The sequence below is a fragment of the Chengkuizengella sediminis genome, assembly GCF_010078385.1.
In the GTDB taxonomy this organism is placed as follows: domain Bacteria; phylum Bacillota; class Bacilli; order Paenibacillales; family KCTC-33759; genus Chengkuizengella; species Chengkuizengella sediminis.
Genome location: NZ_SIJC01000006.1, coordinates 193,743 through 211,842, shown reverse-complemented (window position 1 = coordinate 211,842; position 18,100 = coordinate 193,743). Strand labels below are relative to the sequence as shown.

At 33.2% G+C, this 18,100-nt stretch carries 13 protein-coding genes; 1 reads left to right on the top strand and 12 read right to left on the bottom strand.

Translation table 11 applies throughout. The features are described 5' to 3' along the window. Positions 1-33: 33 nt before the first annotated feature. From EPK97_RS13930 to EPK97_RS13885, 10 genes are all read right to left on the bottom strand, one after another. Complete coding sequence (locus tag EPK97_RS13930) at positions 34-1,503, bottom strand: sensor histidine kinase (RefSeq protein WP_162037224.1); 1,470 nt, start codon at positions 1,501-1,503, stop codon at positions 34-36. A gap of 54 nt (positions 1,504-1,557) precedes the next feature. After that, on the bottom strand, positions 1,558-2,238 hold the full coding sequence (locus tag EPK97_RS13925) for a response regulator transcription factor (protein ID WP_162037223.1): 681 nt from the start codon (positions 2,236-2,238) through the stop codon (positions 1,558-1,560). 146 nt (positions 2,239-2,384) lie between these two features. After that, on the bottom strand, positions 2,385-3,881 hold the full coding sequence (locus EPK97_RS13920; RefSeq protein WP_162037222.1) for a S1C family serine protease: 1,497 nt from the start codon (positions 3,879-3,881) through the stop codon (positions 2,385-2,387). Positions 3,882-4,026: 145 nt separating this feature from the next. After that, on the bottom strand, positions 4,027-4,434 hold the full coding sequence (locus EPK97_RS13915) for a YugN family protein (protein WP_162037221.1): 408 nt from the start codon (positions 4,432-4,434) through the stop codon (positions 4,027-4,029). A gap of 85 nt (positions 4,435-4,519) precedes the next feature. After that, positions 4,520-4,696, bottom strand: a complete 177-nt coding sequence (locus EPK97_RS21570) for a hypothetical protein (protein WP_205690267.1) — start codon at positions 4,694-4,696, stop codon at positions 4,520-4,522. 107 nt (positions 4,697-4,803) lie between these two features. Then, complete coding sequence (locus EPK97_RS13905) at positions 4,804-5,523, bottom strand: 3D domain-containing protein (protein ID WP_240903823.1); 720 nt, start codon at positions 5,521-5,523, stop codon at positions 4,804-4,806. A gap of 164 nt (positions 5,524-5,687) precedes the next feature. Continuing rightward, positions 5,688-7,628, bottom strand: a complete 1,941-nt coding sequence (gene thrS, locus EPK97_RS13900; protein WP_162037220.1) for a threonine--tRNA ligase — start codon at positions 7,626-7,628, stop codon at positions 5,688-5,690. Between the two features lie 360 nt (positions 7,629-7,988). Then, positions 7,989-8,882, bottom strand: a complete 894-nt coding sequence (gene ytxC / locus EPK97_RS13895) for a putative sporulation protein YtxC (protein WP_162037219.1) — start codon at positions 8,880-8,882, stop codon at positions 7,989-7,991. A 155-nt stretch (positions 8,883-9,037) separates the two neighbouring features. Then, positions 9,038-10,168 (bottom strand): cyclic dehypoxanthinyl futalosine synthase, encoded by a 1,131-nt coding sequence (gene mqnC / locus EPK97_RS13890; RefSeq protein WP_162037218.1) that lies wholly within the window; start codon positions 10,166-10,168, stop codon positions 9,038-9,040. Between the two features lie 90 nt (positions 10,169-10,258). Beyond that, positions 10,259-11,155 carry a TetR/AcrR family transcriptional regulator gene (locus EPK97_RS13885; protein ID WP_162037217.1) on the bottom strand — a complete coding sequence of 299 codons (897 nt, stop codon included), beginning with the start codon at positions 11,153-11,155 and terminating at the stop codon, positions 10,259-10,261. A 177-nt stretch (positions 11,156-11,332) separates the two neighbouring features. Here EPK97_RS13885 and EPK97_RS13880 point away from each other — a divergent pair, with 177 nt between their 5' ends. Next, positions 11,333-13,126 (top strand): MDR family MFS transporter, encoded by a 1,794-nt coding sequence (locus tag EPK97_RS13880; RefSeq protein ID WP_205690266.1) that lies wholly within the window; start codon positions 11,333-11,335, stop codon positions 13,124-13,126. 128 nt (positions 13,127-13,254) lie between these two features. Here the strand turns inward: EPK97_RS13880 and EPK97_RS13875 are convergent, their stop codons facing one another. Beyond that, positions 13,255-15,990 carry a hypothetical protein gene (locus EPK97_RS13875; protein WP_162037216.1) on the bottom strand — a complete coding sequence of 912 codons (2,736 nt, stop codon included), beginning with the start codon at positions 15,988-15,990 and terminating at the stop codon, positions 13,255-13,257. Positions 15,991-16,936: 946 nt separating this feature from the next. Then, positions 16,937-18,100, bottom strand: coding sequence for an aminotransferase class I/II-fold pyridoxal phosphate-dependent enzyme (locus EPK97_RS13870; RefSeq protein ID WP_162037215.1), 1,164 nt, complete (start codon positions 18,098-18,100; stop codon positions 16,937-16,939).

Here is an 18,100-nt window from a genome sequence, read left to right as displayed (position 1 = left end):
ATAAGTTCTTACGCTCATTATAGCATTAATCATCTAAGTATGATGAACCAAAGGAATCCAGATAATAAATTTTGTACCTGACTCTAAACTCGTATATACCTCCACTGATCCGTGATGTTCATCAATTATCCACTTAGCAATCGACAATCCTAAACCTGTTCCTGGTTTTGCCCCTCTAGATACATCAGCACGATAAAATCTTTGAAAAATATGAGGAATATCTTCTTTGTTCATTCCAATCCCAGTATCTGAAATATGGATGCCAACTTGGTTATCTAGAATTTTCACTTCTAACTCTACATAACCTTCTTCAGTATATTTAAAAGCATTCTCAATAAAAATAAATAACATCTCTTGTAAATACTCATTATTTCCATATACTAGAATATCATTTAAATATTCTAAGTCTCCAACTATAAAATCAACTTTCTTAGGTAAGTATTGTGCTTTTCTGATCACTTGCTCTAATATAGGTTGAATGGCAATGTTCTCTTTTTCCATTTCATAACCAGCATCAGCTCTAGCTAGAGATAATAAATCATTAACAAGATTACTCATTCTTTCTGCTTCAGAAGAGATGTCTACAACAGACTCCATAGTCAGCTTCATCTTTTCCTGATCTGATATATGAGTATCTTTATTGGGCTTCCACATTTTTTCTAAAAATTCTATATTCCCACGAATGGTAGTTAATGGGGTCCTCAATTCATGCGAAGCATCCGAAACGAACCTTCTTTGCAAACGATACGCTTCCTCCAATTCTGCATAAATAACCTGAATACGTGATAACATTCCGTTAATTGTATGAATTAATCGCCCAATCTCATCATTGGGTCCTTCATATAATATTCGGTTGTCTAAATCTGTACTTTTTTCAATTTGATTAGCTGCTAATATGACATTTTCAATTGGTTTTAATGTTTTCCGAGCCATAAATAACCCTATGGTAGCGGCAATTCCAATTAAAACTATACCTGATATCGTATATATCCACTGAAACATATTTAAATAAGAATAAATATCATCAATAACGGTAGCTACCAACAAAATACCGATTACTTCATTCTGCTGCACGATTGGTTTGTATAATGTTAATAAAGAGACATTATTAATCTTCGTCGTTTTAATAATTTCGGCTCCGTCTTTAACAGCCTCAAATGTTTCCTCATCTAATGGAATTTCATTATCAAATAGAGCAAAGGTTTTAACTTCCACTTCTCCTTTACTGTTCATAACCTGTAATAAATATGAGGAAGATGTCAAAAAATTGAGATTAGGAAGTTCATATTGAATGACTGGTGTTCCATCAGGAGCTAAATAAAAAGTTCTTTCTAAATTTATTAACATTTCTTTATATACTTCGTCACTTTGATTTTTTAAATTATCTTCTTCTGAATTGAATAAATTGGTTACTAAAACTAAATATAACACGATGCCAAGCACGATGATCATCACGGCTAGAATTCCTGTATACCACATCGTTAAACGTAAACGGATTGACATTAAGTTTCACCTCAACTAAGTACTCACTAAACTGATGTACATCTCTGTATGATTCTATCTCAGGACATAACCCGCCCCTCTTTTTGTATGAATGATTCTTTTCTCCCCATTTTCTTCTGTTTTCTGCCTCAGTAATGCGATGTATACCTCAATTACATTCGATTCGCCACTGTAATCATAACCCCATATTTTATCCATGATGACATCACGAGAGAGAACTTTATTGGGGTTGCTTAAAAATAAATGCAACAACTCAAATTCTTTAGTTGTTAATTCTATAGATATTCCATTTCGAAATACTTCCCTAGTATCTAAATCAAGAACGATATCTTCGTATTGAAGTTGTTGTTTATCTTCTTCTACAGCACCTTGGTTTCTACGAAGTAAAGCTCTGACTCTTGCTAAAAGTTCTTCTAAAGCAAAAGGTTTTACTAAATAGTCATCCGCTCCTGTATCTAAACCTTTCACTCGATCACTGACATCATCCTTAGCAGTTAACATAAGGATAGGCATTTGGCTTCCGCCCTCCCGAATTCTTCTGCATACCTCCCAACCATCCATCACAGGCATCATAATATCTAATATTAGAAGATCCGGCTCCTCATCCCTTAAAATCATTAGGCCATCATTTACGTGATTAGCCGTTTGAATCATATAACCTTCAAATGCAAGGTTTCTTTTTAACATAGATGTGATTTTTTCATCATCATCAATAATTAAAATTTTTTTCCTCATCGATACTCTCCTTTTTTAACTAGAATGAACTTTGTAAATTTCCCTTTAAAAAAGAAAGTAGAGTTAGCCTTAGACTACTATCACTCTACTTTCTTACAAGTTTAACATTCATTATTAAATTTTTATATGATTACTAGACACATTCATTACTTTGCATTTCGATCTCCGATGGTTACTGCTGTCTCGTAAGTTTTACCATCTCTTATAACTGTTAAAGTGACAGACTCATCAATATTCATTTCCTTTACTTTAGTAATGAGATCATTCGCATTATTAATTGGCTCACCATTTAATTCAATAATAACATCATTTGGCTTAAGACCTGCACGAGAAGCTGGACTCGGTCTTTCAACTTGAGTGATCAATACACCATCTTTGTCATTTAAATTTAATGTTTGCTGTACTTCATCATCTATATCGTATAACCCAACTCCGATATACGGTTTAGGAATTGTTATGTTATTTTTCAAATCATCTAATACTTCATCAATCGTACTTGTAGGTATAGCAAAGCCAATTCCTTGCGCATCTGTGCTTACTGCAGTATTAATTCCAATGACCTCTCCATTAAGATTAATTAAAGGTCCTCCAGAGTTTCCTGGATTAATAGATGCATCTGTTTGAAGTAAATGCTCATAGGTTCTCGTTCCTTGAGAATCAGGAATGGAGATCTCTCTCTCATTTGCACTAAGAACCCCTACACTCACAGAATGATCAAATCCAACTGGATTCCCAATGGCAGTTACCCAATCCCCTACTCTTAGTTGATCAGAATCACCTATATTTAAAGTTGGAAATGATTCACTTCCTTCAATTTTTAATACTGCAAGATCCAAATCATATGAGGAACCTAATAGTTCAGCTTGAAATTTATTATCATAACCTTCAAGCTCCACATAGATCTCATCTGCTCCTGATACTACATGTTCATTTGTTAAAATGTATCCCTCTTGGTCAAAAATGAAACCCGACCCTAAACCTGAAGCCTGAGGTCCATTTGGTGTTGAATTATAATCATCTCCAAAAAAGTATCTGAAAATATCATCATTTCGATTCATGCTGTTGTCGCTTTGTGCATTATTATATGTTTCTATTTTCACAACTGCAGGACTAGCTTGTTCTACGATATCTGCTATATTATCTGGTCTATTTTCAAATGTAATAGAGGCTTGACTCTCACTGCCGTTTGCTGGAATTACATTTTGTGTTACAGGAGATTGAGTTGAAAGAGATGTCTCAGATGAAAATAAATTCGCTTTATCTGATGCAAACATAAGTACACCTACAACTACAACTCCTGCCATAAATGCAGAGAACATACTTTTAAAAGAAGATCGCTTTTTCCTAGTAGAATAAGTCCATTCTGTCCCATTATATCCATTATTTTGTGCATTTTGTTCAGAATCACTATAAATAGAAACTTCATTTGGTTTATTGATTTCTACCTCTGATGATTGTCCTTTGCTAGATGAGTATGATGTATATTCTGTCTCCTTCAGAGGTTCAGTAGGTTTAAATGAGCCGTATGAATAATATTCACTTTTATTATGTTCTTGTTTATCATCTTTAACTTTTTTTTCTTTCGATTTATCTTCGTTGAAAAAATCACTATAATCATTTTTGCCTCTATTATTATCATCCATAAGAAAACCTCCTTAAATTGGTTTAAGATTTATTTATGAATAATGACGTTAAATCATTATATCATTTATTGTTGTCTATATCATGAACCATAAACATTAAATAAACCTTAAAAATAGATAAAATAGAAGTAAAAAGTCGGTATAGTTAGATTTGAAGCTCTACTTTTTTTACAAGATCTTCTGCTTTTAATATCCACATTTCTTCAATTTCTGCATCTTTGTCTAATGGCTTTTGAAATTGATTAATTAAGGATCCATATATCATCATATGCGCATTTGGATCACTTCCTTCATTGTAAATATGTTTTAGCACAAATGGAGTGCCTAATTGAATCATCGTTGATTGATTTTCAATTTCTCCATCTAATTGTCCACTAGTCACTTGAAATGGGATACGTAGCCATACCTGTGATTTATCGTCCAACTTATGATCAAAATAGCCATGATCATACTCCCAATTACTACCAAGGGAAAATTGTAAAGGTTTTAATCCTTTAAATATATTTGAGAATAAATCCTCTTTATTTTCGATTTCAGATTGAATAGGCTTCAACGTTTCTTACCTCCAAATCACGCATTGTGAAAAAGAAAGTGATTTGCATATTTGCAAATCACTTCTTTTAATCATTAATGAACTTTTACTCATTTGCTTCTTGATTTCTTGCATTTTGACCTGTTTTTTTAGTATTCTTAGCAGTTACTTCTTCTGCAAATTCTTCATTAAACTGCTCATTGTTTTGGTTATTCTGATTGTTTTGGTTGTTCTGATTGTTTTGGTTGTTCTGATTTCTTTGATTATTTCTATTTTTAGCCACTATGAATTCACCTCCCACCACAATACTTTCATTTGTATTCGATAGTATTATTTCACATAAAAAACATTTTATGCATTCATATGAATTTTGTGGGTTGTGAACATTAGTTAGCTTCGAAAGGTATCCATTTTCTGTTGGAGTATAGCCTCCGTGATTCGACCATTCCCTTCCTCAATAATAAAAACATCTAATTTCTTTTTACCCCATAACTTATATACGTCTTCCTTTGAGTTAAAATATAAATCAATGACATTGCCTTTGATTGCAGAACCTATATCTGCTACAATCCCATAACCATAACCTGGAATATAGAGAACCGTACCCAATGGAAATAAATTCAAATCTGCTGCAATCGTTGATACAGATTCAGGCATTCTTCTAACCTTTACACCTGAATATGTAATCCCATATTCAGGATGATCAGGAGTTTTACCTGTTGAATCTACACCCGCGTAGTATCCAGTTGCCACAACCTCTACAGCTCGATATTGCTTGCGTATTTTGTTTTCACTTAAAATTTCTACCGAATGACTTAATTTATCACTTTTTATATTCGCGTTTTGAATTTCTTTTTCACTTTTTCTTTTTAAGATCTCTTGTTTCATCCTGTGTATTTCTTCCAAAATAAAATCCTTTTGATGAGTAGATGATGTTGGTTCTAGTTGGTTATCTATCACGGATACGCTATTGTAGGATTCTTTATATTCTAATACTTCATCACTTTCAACCTCTTGTAAATGTGGTGTAATACTCGTTGTGGTTAATAATGCAATCATAGGCAAAAATAAGATCAAAATCATTTTTACTCGAAACTTTTTAAAAAACATTTTAACAAACCTCCCCTAGTAAAGGAGGTTTTCCAAAAATACTCTTATTTATACCCTTACGCTAATTAGCAGAACGAACTTAACCGTCTATAAAAAGTAAAAAAGGAAACAGCAGTGTTATGATTTTAACAACTACGGTTTCCATATATTAATATGTTCTACCATTAATTAATAACTTTATTGTCAACCTCTACTGTGATCTGATCTATGACCTCAACAATGGATTTTGTACCCACATCACCTTTACCTCGAATACGTACTGACACGCTCTCAGAGCTTTTCTCATTCTCACCTACGACTAACATATATTTTACTTTTTCAAGCTGTGCTTCACGAATTTTATATCCTAATTTCTCATTCCTCAAATCTGACTCCACTCGGATTCCACTAAGCTGCATTTTTTCAGCTACATGTTTTGCATATTCGTCATAGGAATTTGAAACAGGGATTATTTTTGCTTGAACTGGGGCTAACCAAGTTGGTAAATCACCAGCGAAATTCTCTAATAAAAAGGCCGTCATTCTTTCCATTGTACTGATAATTCCTCTGTGTATTACAACTGGACGATGTTTATTTCCATCCTCAGCAATATACTCTAACTCAAACCTTTCTGGCAATAAGAAATCAATTTGAGCTGTAGACAAAGTTTCTTCTTTACCAAGTGCAGTTTTAATTTGCACATCTAATTTGGGTCCATAAAATGCCGCTTCACCTTCAGCTTCATAGAACTCAAGTTCTAGCTCTTCAGCTACTTCACGCAACATTTTTTGAGACAATTCCCACATGTTGTCATCTGGGAAATATTTCTCTTTATCTTCTGGATCACGATAGGAAAGTCTAAAACGATAATCTTTAATTCCAAAATCTTTATATACTTGTTTTATTAAATGAATCACTCTTGCAAATTCTTCTTTGATTTGATCTGGTCTACAGAAAATATGAGCATCATTTAATGTCATTGCTCTCACACGATGTAGACCTGTTAAGGCACCTGACATCTCATATCTATGCATTGTCCCTAATTCTGCAATACGTAAAGGTAAATCTCTATAACTGCGCATATCATCTTTAAATACCATCATGTGATGTGGACAGTTCATAGGTCTTAAAACTAACTCTTCATTATCCAGTTCCATTTTAGGAAACATGTCTTCTTGATAATGCTCCCAATGCCCTGAAGTTTTATATAAATCAACGTTAGCTAATACAGGTGTGTATACGTGGTTATAACCTAATCTTTCCTCCAGATCAACGATATATCTCTCAAGCGTTCTTCTTAGCTTAGCACCATTTGGAAGCCATAGTGGAAGACCTTGTCCTACTTCTTGAGAAAAAGTAAACATTTTAAATTCTTTGCCAAGTTTTCTATGATCACGTTTCTTAGCTTCCTCTAATAAGTGTAAATGTTCATCAAGATCGGCTTTTTTAGGAAATGCAGTTCCGTAAATACGTTGCAGCATCTTATTTTTTGAGTCTCCACGCCAATATGCACCAGCAACACTTAATAATTTAAAAGCTTTAATTTTACTCGTAGATGGCAAATGGGGACCTCTGCATAAATCAAAAAACTCACCTTGATCGTAGATTGTAATGACTGAATCCTCTGGTAAATCTTGAATTAACTCTAACTTCAAAGGATCATCAAGCTCAGTGTATATATTTAATGCTTCTTCTCTACTTACTTCACGTCTTGATATCTTTAAATTCTCATTAATAATTTTTTTCATTTCCTTTTCAATTTTACTCAAATCTTCAGGAGTAATGGATTGATCAAGATCAATATCATAATAAAAACCATTTTCAATAACTGGACCTATCCCCAATTTCACATTTTTCTCACCAAATAATCTTTTGATTGCTTGTGCCATTAAATGGGCTGTACTATGACGATAAACCTCTAACCCTTCCTCACTATCCAATGTCACAATTTCAATCTTTGCATCTTCATTTAAGTTATAACTTAGATCCACAACTTGTCCATTTACTTTACCAGCAACGGCCTTCTTTTTTAAACCAGGGCTGATTGATGCAGCAATTTCTTCAATGCTCATTCCTTTTTCATATGAACGACTGGCACCATCAGGAAATGTAATTTGTACTGACATATCATTTTTCCTCCATTTTTCACTTTTTTATCCGCAAAAAAACGCATTCCTCCCAAAAGGGACGAGTGCGTTTAGCTCGTGGTTCCACCCTAGTTCAATCGATAAAACATCGATCCTCTATTCATATTCGTTAACGTGAATAACTCGGTGGGAACTACTTTATGTAAAATTCCATGTTCATTCTCACAGCTACAAAGTGGTAAATCAAATTTGAATTCAGAAGGAACTTTCAGCCCTGGTTCCCTCTCTCTGGTCAGATTCATAAAATGATTCATGTCTTTGATGTTGGCTTTTTTATAAAATTATTAAACTTTTATAATTGTATTATAGTGTAGCCTACCTTTTTGTCAAGTTTATTTATTATTTTTCCACCTTTTGATAATTTGAAAGAATCTTCTCACACACATTACACCTATTACAAACAATAGTACGTTTTTCAAAAATTTGCTCGATGACGTGAATGACTTGCATTTCAGGTTTTCTGGTATGGATCACTATTTTTTGGGGAGATAAAGACACTAATTTTGTTATAATAAGATCATCAAAATTTTTGTCATAAGCCTCACTATTTGTATCATCACTCTTATCTAAACATTTCAACTGCTCATCTAGAATCAGAAAATCTTTTTCCCCATCATGAATAATGTGGACTGTTGATACTTTATGCTCCTGTGAAAAAACAAACGATTTTAACAAGGACATAAATTCTTTATATTGTTGATCACTAATATACTCTTCAATAGCATATTCAACGACTTCATTAAGTTCTTTTAGATAAAACTGCAGTCTAAAACGAATAAATGCGTCTAAATTAAGATGTGTATTATTTTCAATATATTGAACCAATTGCTCTTCTATTTTTTGATGTTTTTTTCGAATGAAACTTGTAGATTGGGATGATTCGTTTAAAAGGTCAGTGCAATATTCATTCAACCTTGAAATTTCATTTTTATCAAAATGAGGCTGCTCTTTTTTCAAAAGCCGATGAAGAAGTATATTTTGTAAATCGGTTATGATAAAGTCTGCAAGTGATTGACTTATAGAGTGATACAGCATTGCTGCATGTTTATTTAGTTGAAATTGTGGTAAAACACCTGTACTAATAAGGTTATTATCCACTTTTATAATTTTAAAAATCTTTTTTTTCTGCTTATTTTTTTTATGTAAAAGGGAAATTCCCGTTTGTAATTTTGCATAACATCTTTGTATTTCATCTTCTGAAAAATTCTCCATATTGATTGTAATCAGGTCCATATTCACACTCCTTTCACGTATATAACTGCCATCTAAAGTATATGTTTCAGTTGAAGCAGATATACAAAGAAAAGAATGGGATTATATACCCATAAAAGTGATGAACAGAAAAAAACCGCCCATTTGATCAGACGGTATCAATCTATACATTCCTATTAATTTTGCATAATAAAATCTTTATCAACACTTGAACCTTCATTAAATACTTTTAAAGTGTCATAAGCTGTATTTCTTTGAGCTGGTATTTTTCCAGCTTCACGAATTAATTTTAAAATCGTTTCTATATTCACCTTATGCGTTGTACCTGCAGCAGACACCACATTTTCTTCCATCATCGTACTGCCAAAATCGTTACAGCCATATTCTAATGATTTCTTTCCTATTTCCGCTCCTAATGTCACCCAAGAAGCTTGAAAATTAGGTATATTATCTATCATTAATCGGCTGATTGCTAATGTTTTCAAATAATCATCAGACGATGCTTTTTCTTGTTTATAATTTGTGTTATCCGGTTGAAAAGTCCAAATAATATAGGCCAAAAATCCAGCTGAATTCCACTTATTCTGTACGCATTCATCCTGAGCATCTCTAACTCTCAACATGTGCAGTACTCTTTCTTCTATAGTTTCACCAAACCCGATGACCATGGTTGCGGTTGTATTCATGCCCACTTTATGTGCTGCTTGATGAATGTCCATCCATTCTCTCCATGATCCTTTTAATCGGCTGACTTTATTACGAATTCGATCAATAAGCATTTCTGCTCCAGCCCCAGGAAGGGAATCCAAACCTGCTTCATGTAATTTCTTCAACACTTCTTCGTAAGGTAAACCTGACATTTCTTTCATTTTACGAATTTCAACGGTTGACAGTGAATGCATATGAATATGAAATCTTTGTTTAATTTCTTCCAATAAATTTAAATAATATTCAAATGGAAGATCAGGGTTTACACCACCCTGCATTAATATTTCAGTACCACCTACATCTAAGGTTTCTTGGATTTTTTGAAATATCACTTCATTAGATAGTACATATCCTTCTTCATGACCGGGTGGTCGATAAAAGGCACAAAACTTACAGTACACATCACAAAAATTTGTATAATTTATATTCCTACCAATCACAAATGTAGTGATAGGGTCTGGATGAAATTGAAGCATTTTTTTATTCGCAGCTTGACCGATTTTTTCAATCTCATCAGATTCAAATAAAACAACACCATCTTCTAAAGTTAATCTTTCACCTGATATTGCTTTATTTAAAATTTGATCTATTTGACTCATAACGATCACTCCTTATCTATCAAATCTTATCACAAAAAAATAGGAGAGTCATTATTTTGGAAGATGAACCTTTTGGATATAATGGAAACTTTAAGTTAAAGCTCCTAACTTTGAGTTCAACTCCTTAATATATTCGTCTAGTTTAGAAACTCCTGCATTTTCTAGAACTAACATAAGCCCTTCTAAAATGATAATTCGTGGGTTTTCTTGCTCCAATTCTTCATCCATGGCTACTAAAGAAGCGCTTATTTTATTCTTTACATTTTTATTTACATTTAAATTCGTTAATAGGTTCTCTGTCTCGTTTATTATTTTCTTGATTTTTTTAATTGTAGTTTTTCTTATTTCTTCTTCTATATTTATGAAATTTTCCAATAAATCTTCTGTTAGAAAGGGTTCATTTTGAGTCTGTTTAAAATTATCTACCACTTGATCTAGTACAGCTATTAATAAATTTGGCAACCGTTCGATTTCAATTTTCTTTTTATCAATAATGACATAAAACATATACTCTCTCATCATACCGATTAATATTGTTGCACAATCATAAGCATATTTTTTTACTTCTTCTCCATAAATCTCAATAATGTGTCTTGTTACCCAATTGATAGTTTTTGCCCTAATCTTAAACATAAATTGTTTTATTTCTTCATTAATTTGAGAAACCTGTTCACTCATGATCATTTTTATAAATTCTTTATATTTAGACTGTTGTTCCATTTGTACCATTAATTGTCTAGTAAAAATTTCTTTTGGTAATAAATAACCTTCATTTTCTCGAACCATTTCTACTTTCTCATACATAGGATCGAAATAATATCTCAACAGGGATATCATAAGGTCCTCTTTTGAATCAAAATAATTGTATATTGATCCTTTAGCCATACCAATATCATCAGCAATCTCTTTCATAGATGTTGCATGGTATCCTTTTTGAGAAATTAATTTCATTGCAGATTCCATAATATTCTTCCGCTTATCACTCATAAAAAACAACCCTCAATCTAAAAATAAGTTAATTTCATTATATTTGTTTACCAATTGACCTGTCACTATGTTTTTTATATAATGTGTCTACGTGGTCATAAATATTATTGACTGATTGTTTTTATTATACAATGACTATTAGGTCAATACAAATATCTCAGAAGGAGAAGGCTTAAGATGATACAACAAAAACAAATAAATACAAAAATTGTTCTTTTAGGTTTAATGATCGGTATGTTTTTCAGTGCACTTGAACAAACCGTAGTTGGTACGGCTATGCCGACCATTATTGGTGAGTTAAATGGTTTTGAAATTTTTGCTTGGGTAACAACAGCATACTTAATTACATCAACTGCTGTTATTCCTATTGTTGGGAAAATATCTGATTTATTTGGAAGACGATACTTATACTTAACTGGAATGGTCATTTTCATTGTAGGATCTGCATTGTGTGCAACTGCAACTACAATGGAACAATTAATCATTTTTCGCGGAATTCAAGGTATCGGTGGCGGTATGATTATGCCATTATCGCAAACCATTGTTGGAGATATTTTCACAGCTGAACAGCGTGCGAAATGGCAAGGGGTATTTGGAGCTATTTTCGGATTGAGTTCAGTTATCGGTCCTTTAGTTGGTGGCTTTTTTGTAGATACAATTAGCTGGCACTGGATCTTTTTAATTAATGTACCATTTGGACTTTTATCTGCTACGTTAATTTTTATAGGGATGAAAAATGAAATTGTAAAAAATACAAAAAAAGTCGCCATTGGATTGACGAGTAAAATTTCTTTAGTTATAGCCGCTATCATGCTTTTAATTGGATTAATTTTAGGTGGAGGTGCCTTCGAATGGAATTCCATAGAAAGTTACTTGATTTTTGGAATTTCACTCTTCATTTTTATATTGTTTGGTTTTATAAAACGGAAAGAACTAAATATTGATTTTTTTGGAATCATGACATTAATTCCAGCACTTACTTCACTATTGCTCGGTTTAACTTTCGGGGGAGATAAATTTGCTTGGATGTCATTAACTAGTTATTTCATATTTGGTGCTTCCCTGCTATTACTCATTATCTTTATTTTTATTGAACGAAAAACGGATGAACCGATATTAGATCTAAGTCTATTTAAAAATAGAGTATTTGCCACAACTAATGGTTTAGGGTTTTTATTAGGTTTGGGTATGTTTGGTGCCATCATGTTTGTTCCAATGTTTATGCAGGCTATCTTAGGCGTTTCACCAACTAAAGCGGGGTCTACAATGACTCCGATGATGTTTGCATTGATTATTGCAAGTGTCATAGGTGGACGTTTATTGTTAAAGATTAAATATCGAACTAATCTCACCGTAGGTATGATCATAGCATGTATTGGATTTTTCCTTATGAGTACGATGGGGCTCGATTCAACGATTTGGACAGCATATGGTTTTATGATTGTAATGGGATTTGGAATGGGATTAGTCATGCCTACCTTAATGATCGCAGTCCAAAATGCATTTCCAAAAGAACAATTAGGTTCAGTGACATCTGCATCCACATTTTTCAGATCCATTGGAGGTACCATTGGAGTTACCATCTTTAATGTTGTGATGAACAATACACTAACAGATAAAATGACCGAGGTATCTAATCAACAAACGGATCCACTCGTCGCTTCCACTTTAACTACGTTAGGTGGGGAGCCTGATGATTTATTTGGAATTTTAATCAATCCTGGAATTTTACAAAACGTGTTTCAACTTCCGCAAGATACAGCTAACGGAGTTCTTTACGCAATCCAAAGTGCATGGTCACAATCGTTTTCATTCGTGTTTTTAACAGGACTAAGTGTATTAGCATTGGGTATATTTGTTGCTCTAGCAGTTGGTAATGGGCGTATTAAGCGTGATAAAGATAAAAAATCCGTGATTATTGGAAAAGAAGAGAAAAAACAAGGGATCAAAAAAGACCTAGTGACGGAGTAACAATCTCACCCCTAAAGGGCAAAACAACTGTAAATTGTAATGCTTCAATATGAAGAGGAGCAGTCCCCTATGTGAATGTGTCAAACATTTCACGAGTGGAAACTGCTCCTCTAAATTAATCTCTTATATTACATCTCTTCAAGTTTGAAAGAACTAAGCCTATCATTTCCAATGGTATTGTCAGTAAGATCTGGATCGTAATTATTAATAAACTCTTCACTTGTTCCCTCTAAATTAAAACCCTGAAACAGTGTTACTTTCATATCGACAACAAATATTGAACTTACTGAATTATCGTTAATCCCTACTGATTCTACTGACGTATAATCTCCGGGTGTTTTTACTTTAACGAAACCCCCATCTACATCATAATCAGCATGGGTGAAGAAATAAACACCTTTTCCGAATACTTTAAACGACGAAGTTGTATTATCTCCTACGTTTCCTGAACTTCCTAGGTTATTATCTTTATGTCGAATCGCTTGTACTTTACCACCATAATGATTGTGTTCATATAATGTAACACCACGGGTCCCGATAGTTAATACGGATGACAATCTATCATTAGATAGTCCAGTATTACAAGCTCCAATATTGGCACAAGCTAAGCGGGTATCAATATTTATAAAACTTCCTCTAAAATCAAAATCATTGAAGAAATAAGCACCTCTACCTCCTAAAACTCTTACTGATGAAACTTTATTATCCAAACCATGATCAATTAATTCAGAACTCCCATGATCTTCTTTAATGACAGTGACTTTTCCAGTAAAGTCACTATGCTCATGTAAAATTAATGCATAATCACCAATTACTTTCACAGATGATAAGGCATCGTTAGGAAATCTTTCACCGTTGAAACCCATAACAGAGACGTCCCCAATGAATGAAAAATCATCGTCAGCAAAAGATTCCATCGCACCAGTATAATGTGGTCCATTAAATACATAGACGTGCCCATTAGATGGGATTCCTGCTACCTGTACAGAAGATACGGTATTCTGTCGTATAATATGATCGTTAAGGTCATCGAAAAAAGCATAACCGTCCTCCGAAAAGAATGTTTGTGGATCCCCTCCACCGTTTAAGTCTGGGAATAGCCTAACATATACGTCACCTTGAATTAACATTGAAGATAATTGATCATCAAAATTATAGGCTGTACTATTTAAATTTTGTTTAACATAATCATCTTTAGCTACTGTAACACAATCCCCGTTGAAGCCTGTACTTGAAAATAAAAACGCAGTATCCGTCACGGTAAAATTATTAGGAGCCATAACAGCTGGTGATGTTGTTTCGGCACCATTATAAATTACTGTTTTTGAAATATAGAAATCTTCATTTGGATTTGCAAGTAATAAGTCATATAACCCAGAGTTTATATTTATAGAAACATTTGTCCCTTCAAACTCACCTAATAATGTCCCACCCAAAGCTGGGTCTCCAAGATATACATTATAATAAGTTCTTTCCCCAGCAGGAATTTGGTTATCAGTCCATTCCATTGGAATCGAACAACCAACAACTATATCTAGAACTGTTGCTGGGCTTGTTAAATCTATCCCTTCGATCACTGTATTACTAGGAAGTGACACAACAAAATATTCTGTCTGGCCGTAATTAAGGTTAGATGAATAAAAGAATTTGATGTAATACGTATTATTTATTCCAGGTTCTACATTCACATCAGTCCAACTAGTTACTGTTTTGTCTAAGATCGTTGCAGCAAGACTATCATTTTTATATACTAAGATACCTTCAACATTAGGAGCATCAGCAGCTGATCTCCAAGTCAGTGTTGTTGTTAAGTTGTTGACATCTGAAGTATTTTCTAAAATATTAGGTACTGCTAGTCCTGTATCTACTGGATAAATAGGTCTTGAGGAATTAATGGTCTTTTGATTTACCATTTTTATAATATAAGAGTTCATATCTGGTCTAAGTCCGTAATCATCTTCATCTCTAAAAGCGTCATCTAATTCGTCAAAATTGTGTCCATCTGAATAATTCACTTTAGTTTGTGTGACTAATTGATACACAGCCCACTTGTATGCATTTCCCCCTGGAAGTCCAAATTCATATGTTTTTGTTTCAGTATTAGCTGTGTGGTATGTCCTAGAAAATGCAAATTGACGTTGATCAGAATATTCGTAACTCAGAGTAATAGACCCTGTCCAACCAGTAAACTCTGACCCAACTCTAACTTGATTCTCAATATCTAGTCCAAAGCCATGTGTAATAATCGCTTGTTCCTGCTGTGTCGTATCTAATCCAAATTCTCTTGTTTCAGAATAAGTTACAGCATCACCGTTTTCTGAATATCCAGTTGCAATTCTCTCCCACCATTCTTCAACATCTAACGTGAGACCCTCAGCAAAGTATGAATTTCTATCTAGTAAAAGTGTAAGCTGTTGCGGAATTTGATCTCCACCCTCACCGTGCATTGGGAATGCACTTAAAATTTGTTTTGTAGTTGGATCATAAATACCTTTGAACGTATCAATAAAAGGATCATAGTCATTCAAAAGATTATTTAAAACACTTATATCCTTTCCTGAAAGATTATGGTAATACTCAGAATTATAGTAATGATCTGTTGCACCAGATATATTTGTATTTATATCAAAATTAACCGGTATATATTCCCATGGTGCTATTCCCTCAAAAATGGTTCTATCCTCATACGTATCAACTGGATATTCATCAGTTGCTTCCAAAGCAGGAACGACAAGTTCAGGTTCTGTGTATTCATTTGCATTTACCTCTGATGCAAACACGCTCATTATGATCAAAGCTAAAACGAATGAAAACATAACACAAATAATAAAAGTAGATGAAGAATCTTTTTTGAACATTGACATTATTATTTTCTCCCCTTTAATTATATTTGATCATTTTTTCCCTCTTATACCTCTCCCCAAGAAAACACTTACAATTGAAAATAAAGAACATAATTATAACAAATAGATTCAATCATACGAACTTCACATTAGATTTCACCCCCTTTATTTAGTAAGTTATAAATAAATAACTATATCACGAAGACTTGACAACTAAATAAAAGAAATCTTTTTACATCATAGAAACTATTCATTATACTATTTCTCCAAGAAAGCCCTTACATTTGCAAATAAAATACAATATGTATATACAACAAATAAATTCAATCATACGAACATTTCATACTTACATGTTGTTTCACCCCCTTTAAACAAGTAAAATCAAAAATTCATTATTTTAATTCAATTTATTTAGTTATAAATAACAATATTCATATGCATCGTGGGGCTCAATAACTAAAAACTTAATTGTCTGAATTTTTTATATCTTCTGATAATTAAGAGTGAACTAATTATACAACGTTATTACCAAATTAGGTTATAGAAAACTTCTATACATGTATAGAAGACATTTATAGTTATTTTCAAATAACATCATTGTACCGCTTAATTGACGAAATAACTATCACTTTAAATTTCCAGTTTAACTTAATAAGACGTGATTGTTAGTTGCAATTAACATAATATAGTCTTATGTGTAATTAATCAATAAGATTATTCTGGAAAAAATAATCTACGTACTAAAATAGGTTGTAGTTTTAAAAAAGCTATTAGTTAAAAAAAAGACAACCTTTTATAGTGAGAGTTCTCTACTTTACAACTAAATAAAAGTGGATAACCGATGTCTCGTAAGCGAAAGAAAAGAGAGGTAAATGGCCTCCTATTAAATAGTGATCAAGGGTACCAGTATACCTCTAAAAATTATTATATGTGCTATTCTTTTATGAACGGGAAAATATCAGTCATATCAATATCTTCCATCAACCTCTTTTCTTGCCTTATCAAAAGCCTGAGATAAATCTGTAATTAAATCCTCAACATGCTCTATACCTACTGAATAACGTAATAAACGATCATCTACACCTACTTTTTCACGAATTTCTTTTGGAATATCAGCATGAGTCTGTACTGAAGGATAAGTCATTAGTGATTCTACTCCCCCCAAACTCTCAGCAAATGCAATAATTTCAATATGACGTAAAATGGGTTCAATCATTCTCGCATCTTTCATTTTAAAAGAAAAAATACCTGTGTTTCCTGAAGATTGTCTACTTTGAACTTCATATGCAGGATGTGTAAGTAAACCAGGATAAAAAACTTCATCTACCATTGGATGCTCAAGTAAAAATTCGGCTATTTTCGTTGCATTTTCTTGATGACGTTCCATTCGAAGTGCTAACGTCTTCATCCCTCTCATTAATAACCAACAATCCTGAGGTCCTAAAATAGCACCAATGGAATTATGAAGCTCAAACATCTTCTCTGATAACTGTTTACCTTTGGTAATAATTAACCCAGCAATCACATCATTATGTCCGCCAAGGTATTTTGAGGCACTATGAATGATAATATCCGCACCTAATTCAAGTGGTCTTTGAAAATATGGAGAAAGCAAAGTATTATCCACAATGGTAAGCATATTTTTCGAATTTGCCCATGCACTGACTTTCTCAATATCTGTCACCATCATTAAAGGGTTTGTTGGCGTTTCGATTAAAACCGCTTTCGTATGTGGAGTTACAAGTTTTTCCATATCATCAATATCATTAGTGTCTACATAACTTGAGGTAACACCAAATCGTGACATCGTTTGCTCTAACAATCTATATGTCCCACCGTAAAGATCTAATGAAACAATTAAATGGTCACCTTGTGAAAATAAAGCAAATATAGTCTGTAAAGCAGCCATTCCTGAGCTGCATGCAAATCCAGCATCTCCATTTTCTAAGTCTGCTATGGCATCTTCTAATATGGCACGTGTAGGACTTTTAGTTCTAGCATAATCAAATCCAGTACTTTCCCCAAGCTTTGGATGTCTAAAAGCAGTTGCATGATAGATCGGATAATTGACAGCCCCCGTTTTAGGATCAGCTTGTGAACCTATTTGGGCTAAGCGGCTTTCTATTCTCAT

Coding starts and splice junctions, on each gene's coding strand:
- EPK97_RS13925 (WP_162037223.1), bottom strand. CDS start 2,238: ATGAGGAAAAAAATTTTAATTATTGATGATGATGAAAAAATCACATCT.
- mqnC (WP_162037218.1), bottom strand. CDS start 10,168: ATGAGTCAAATAGATCAAATTTTAAATAAAGCAATATCAGGTGAAAGA.
- EPK97_RS13870 (WP_162037215.1), bottom strand. CDS start 18,100: ATGAGAATAGAAAGCCGCTTAGCCCAAATAGGTTCACAAGCTGATCCT.
- EPK97_RS13905 (WP_240903823.1), bottom strand. CDS start 5,523: ATGTTTTTTAAAAAGTTTCGAGTAAAAATGATTTTGATCTTATTTTTG.
- EPK97_RS13880 (WP_205690266.1), top strand. CDS start 11,333: ATGATACAACAAAAACAAATAAATACAAAAATTGTTCTTTTAGGTTTA.
- EPK97_RS13875 (WP_162037216.1), bottom strand. CDS start 15,990: ATGTCAATGTTCAAAAAAGATTCTTCATCTACTTTTATTATTTGTGTT.
- EPK97_RS13885 (WP_162037217.1), bottom strand. CDS start 11,155: ATGAGTGATAAGCGGAAGAATATTATGGAATCTGCAATGAAATTAATT.
- thrS (WP_162037220.1), bottom strand. CDS start 7,628: ATGTCAGTACAAATTACATTTCCTGATGGTGCCAGTCGTTCATATGAA.
- EPK97_RS13920 (WP_162037222.1), bottom strand. CDS start 3,881: ATGGATGATAATAATAGAGGCAAAAATGATTATAGTGATTTTTTCAAC.
- ytxC (WP_162037219.1), bottom strand. CDS start 8,882: ATGGACCTGATTACAATCAATATGGAGAATTTTTCAGAAGATGAAATA.
- EPK97_RS13930 (WP_162037224.1), bottom strand. CDS start 1,503: ATGTCAATCCGTTTACGTTTAACGATGTGGTATACAGGAATTCTAGCC.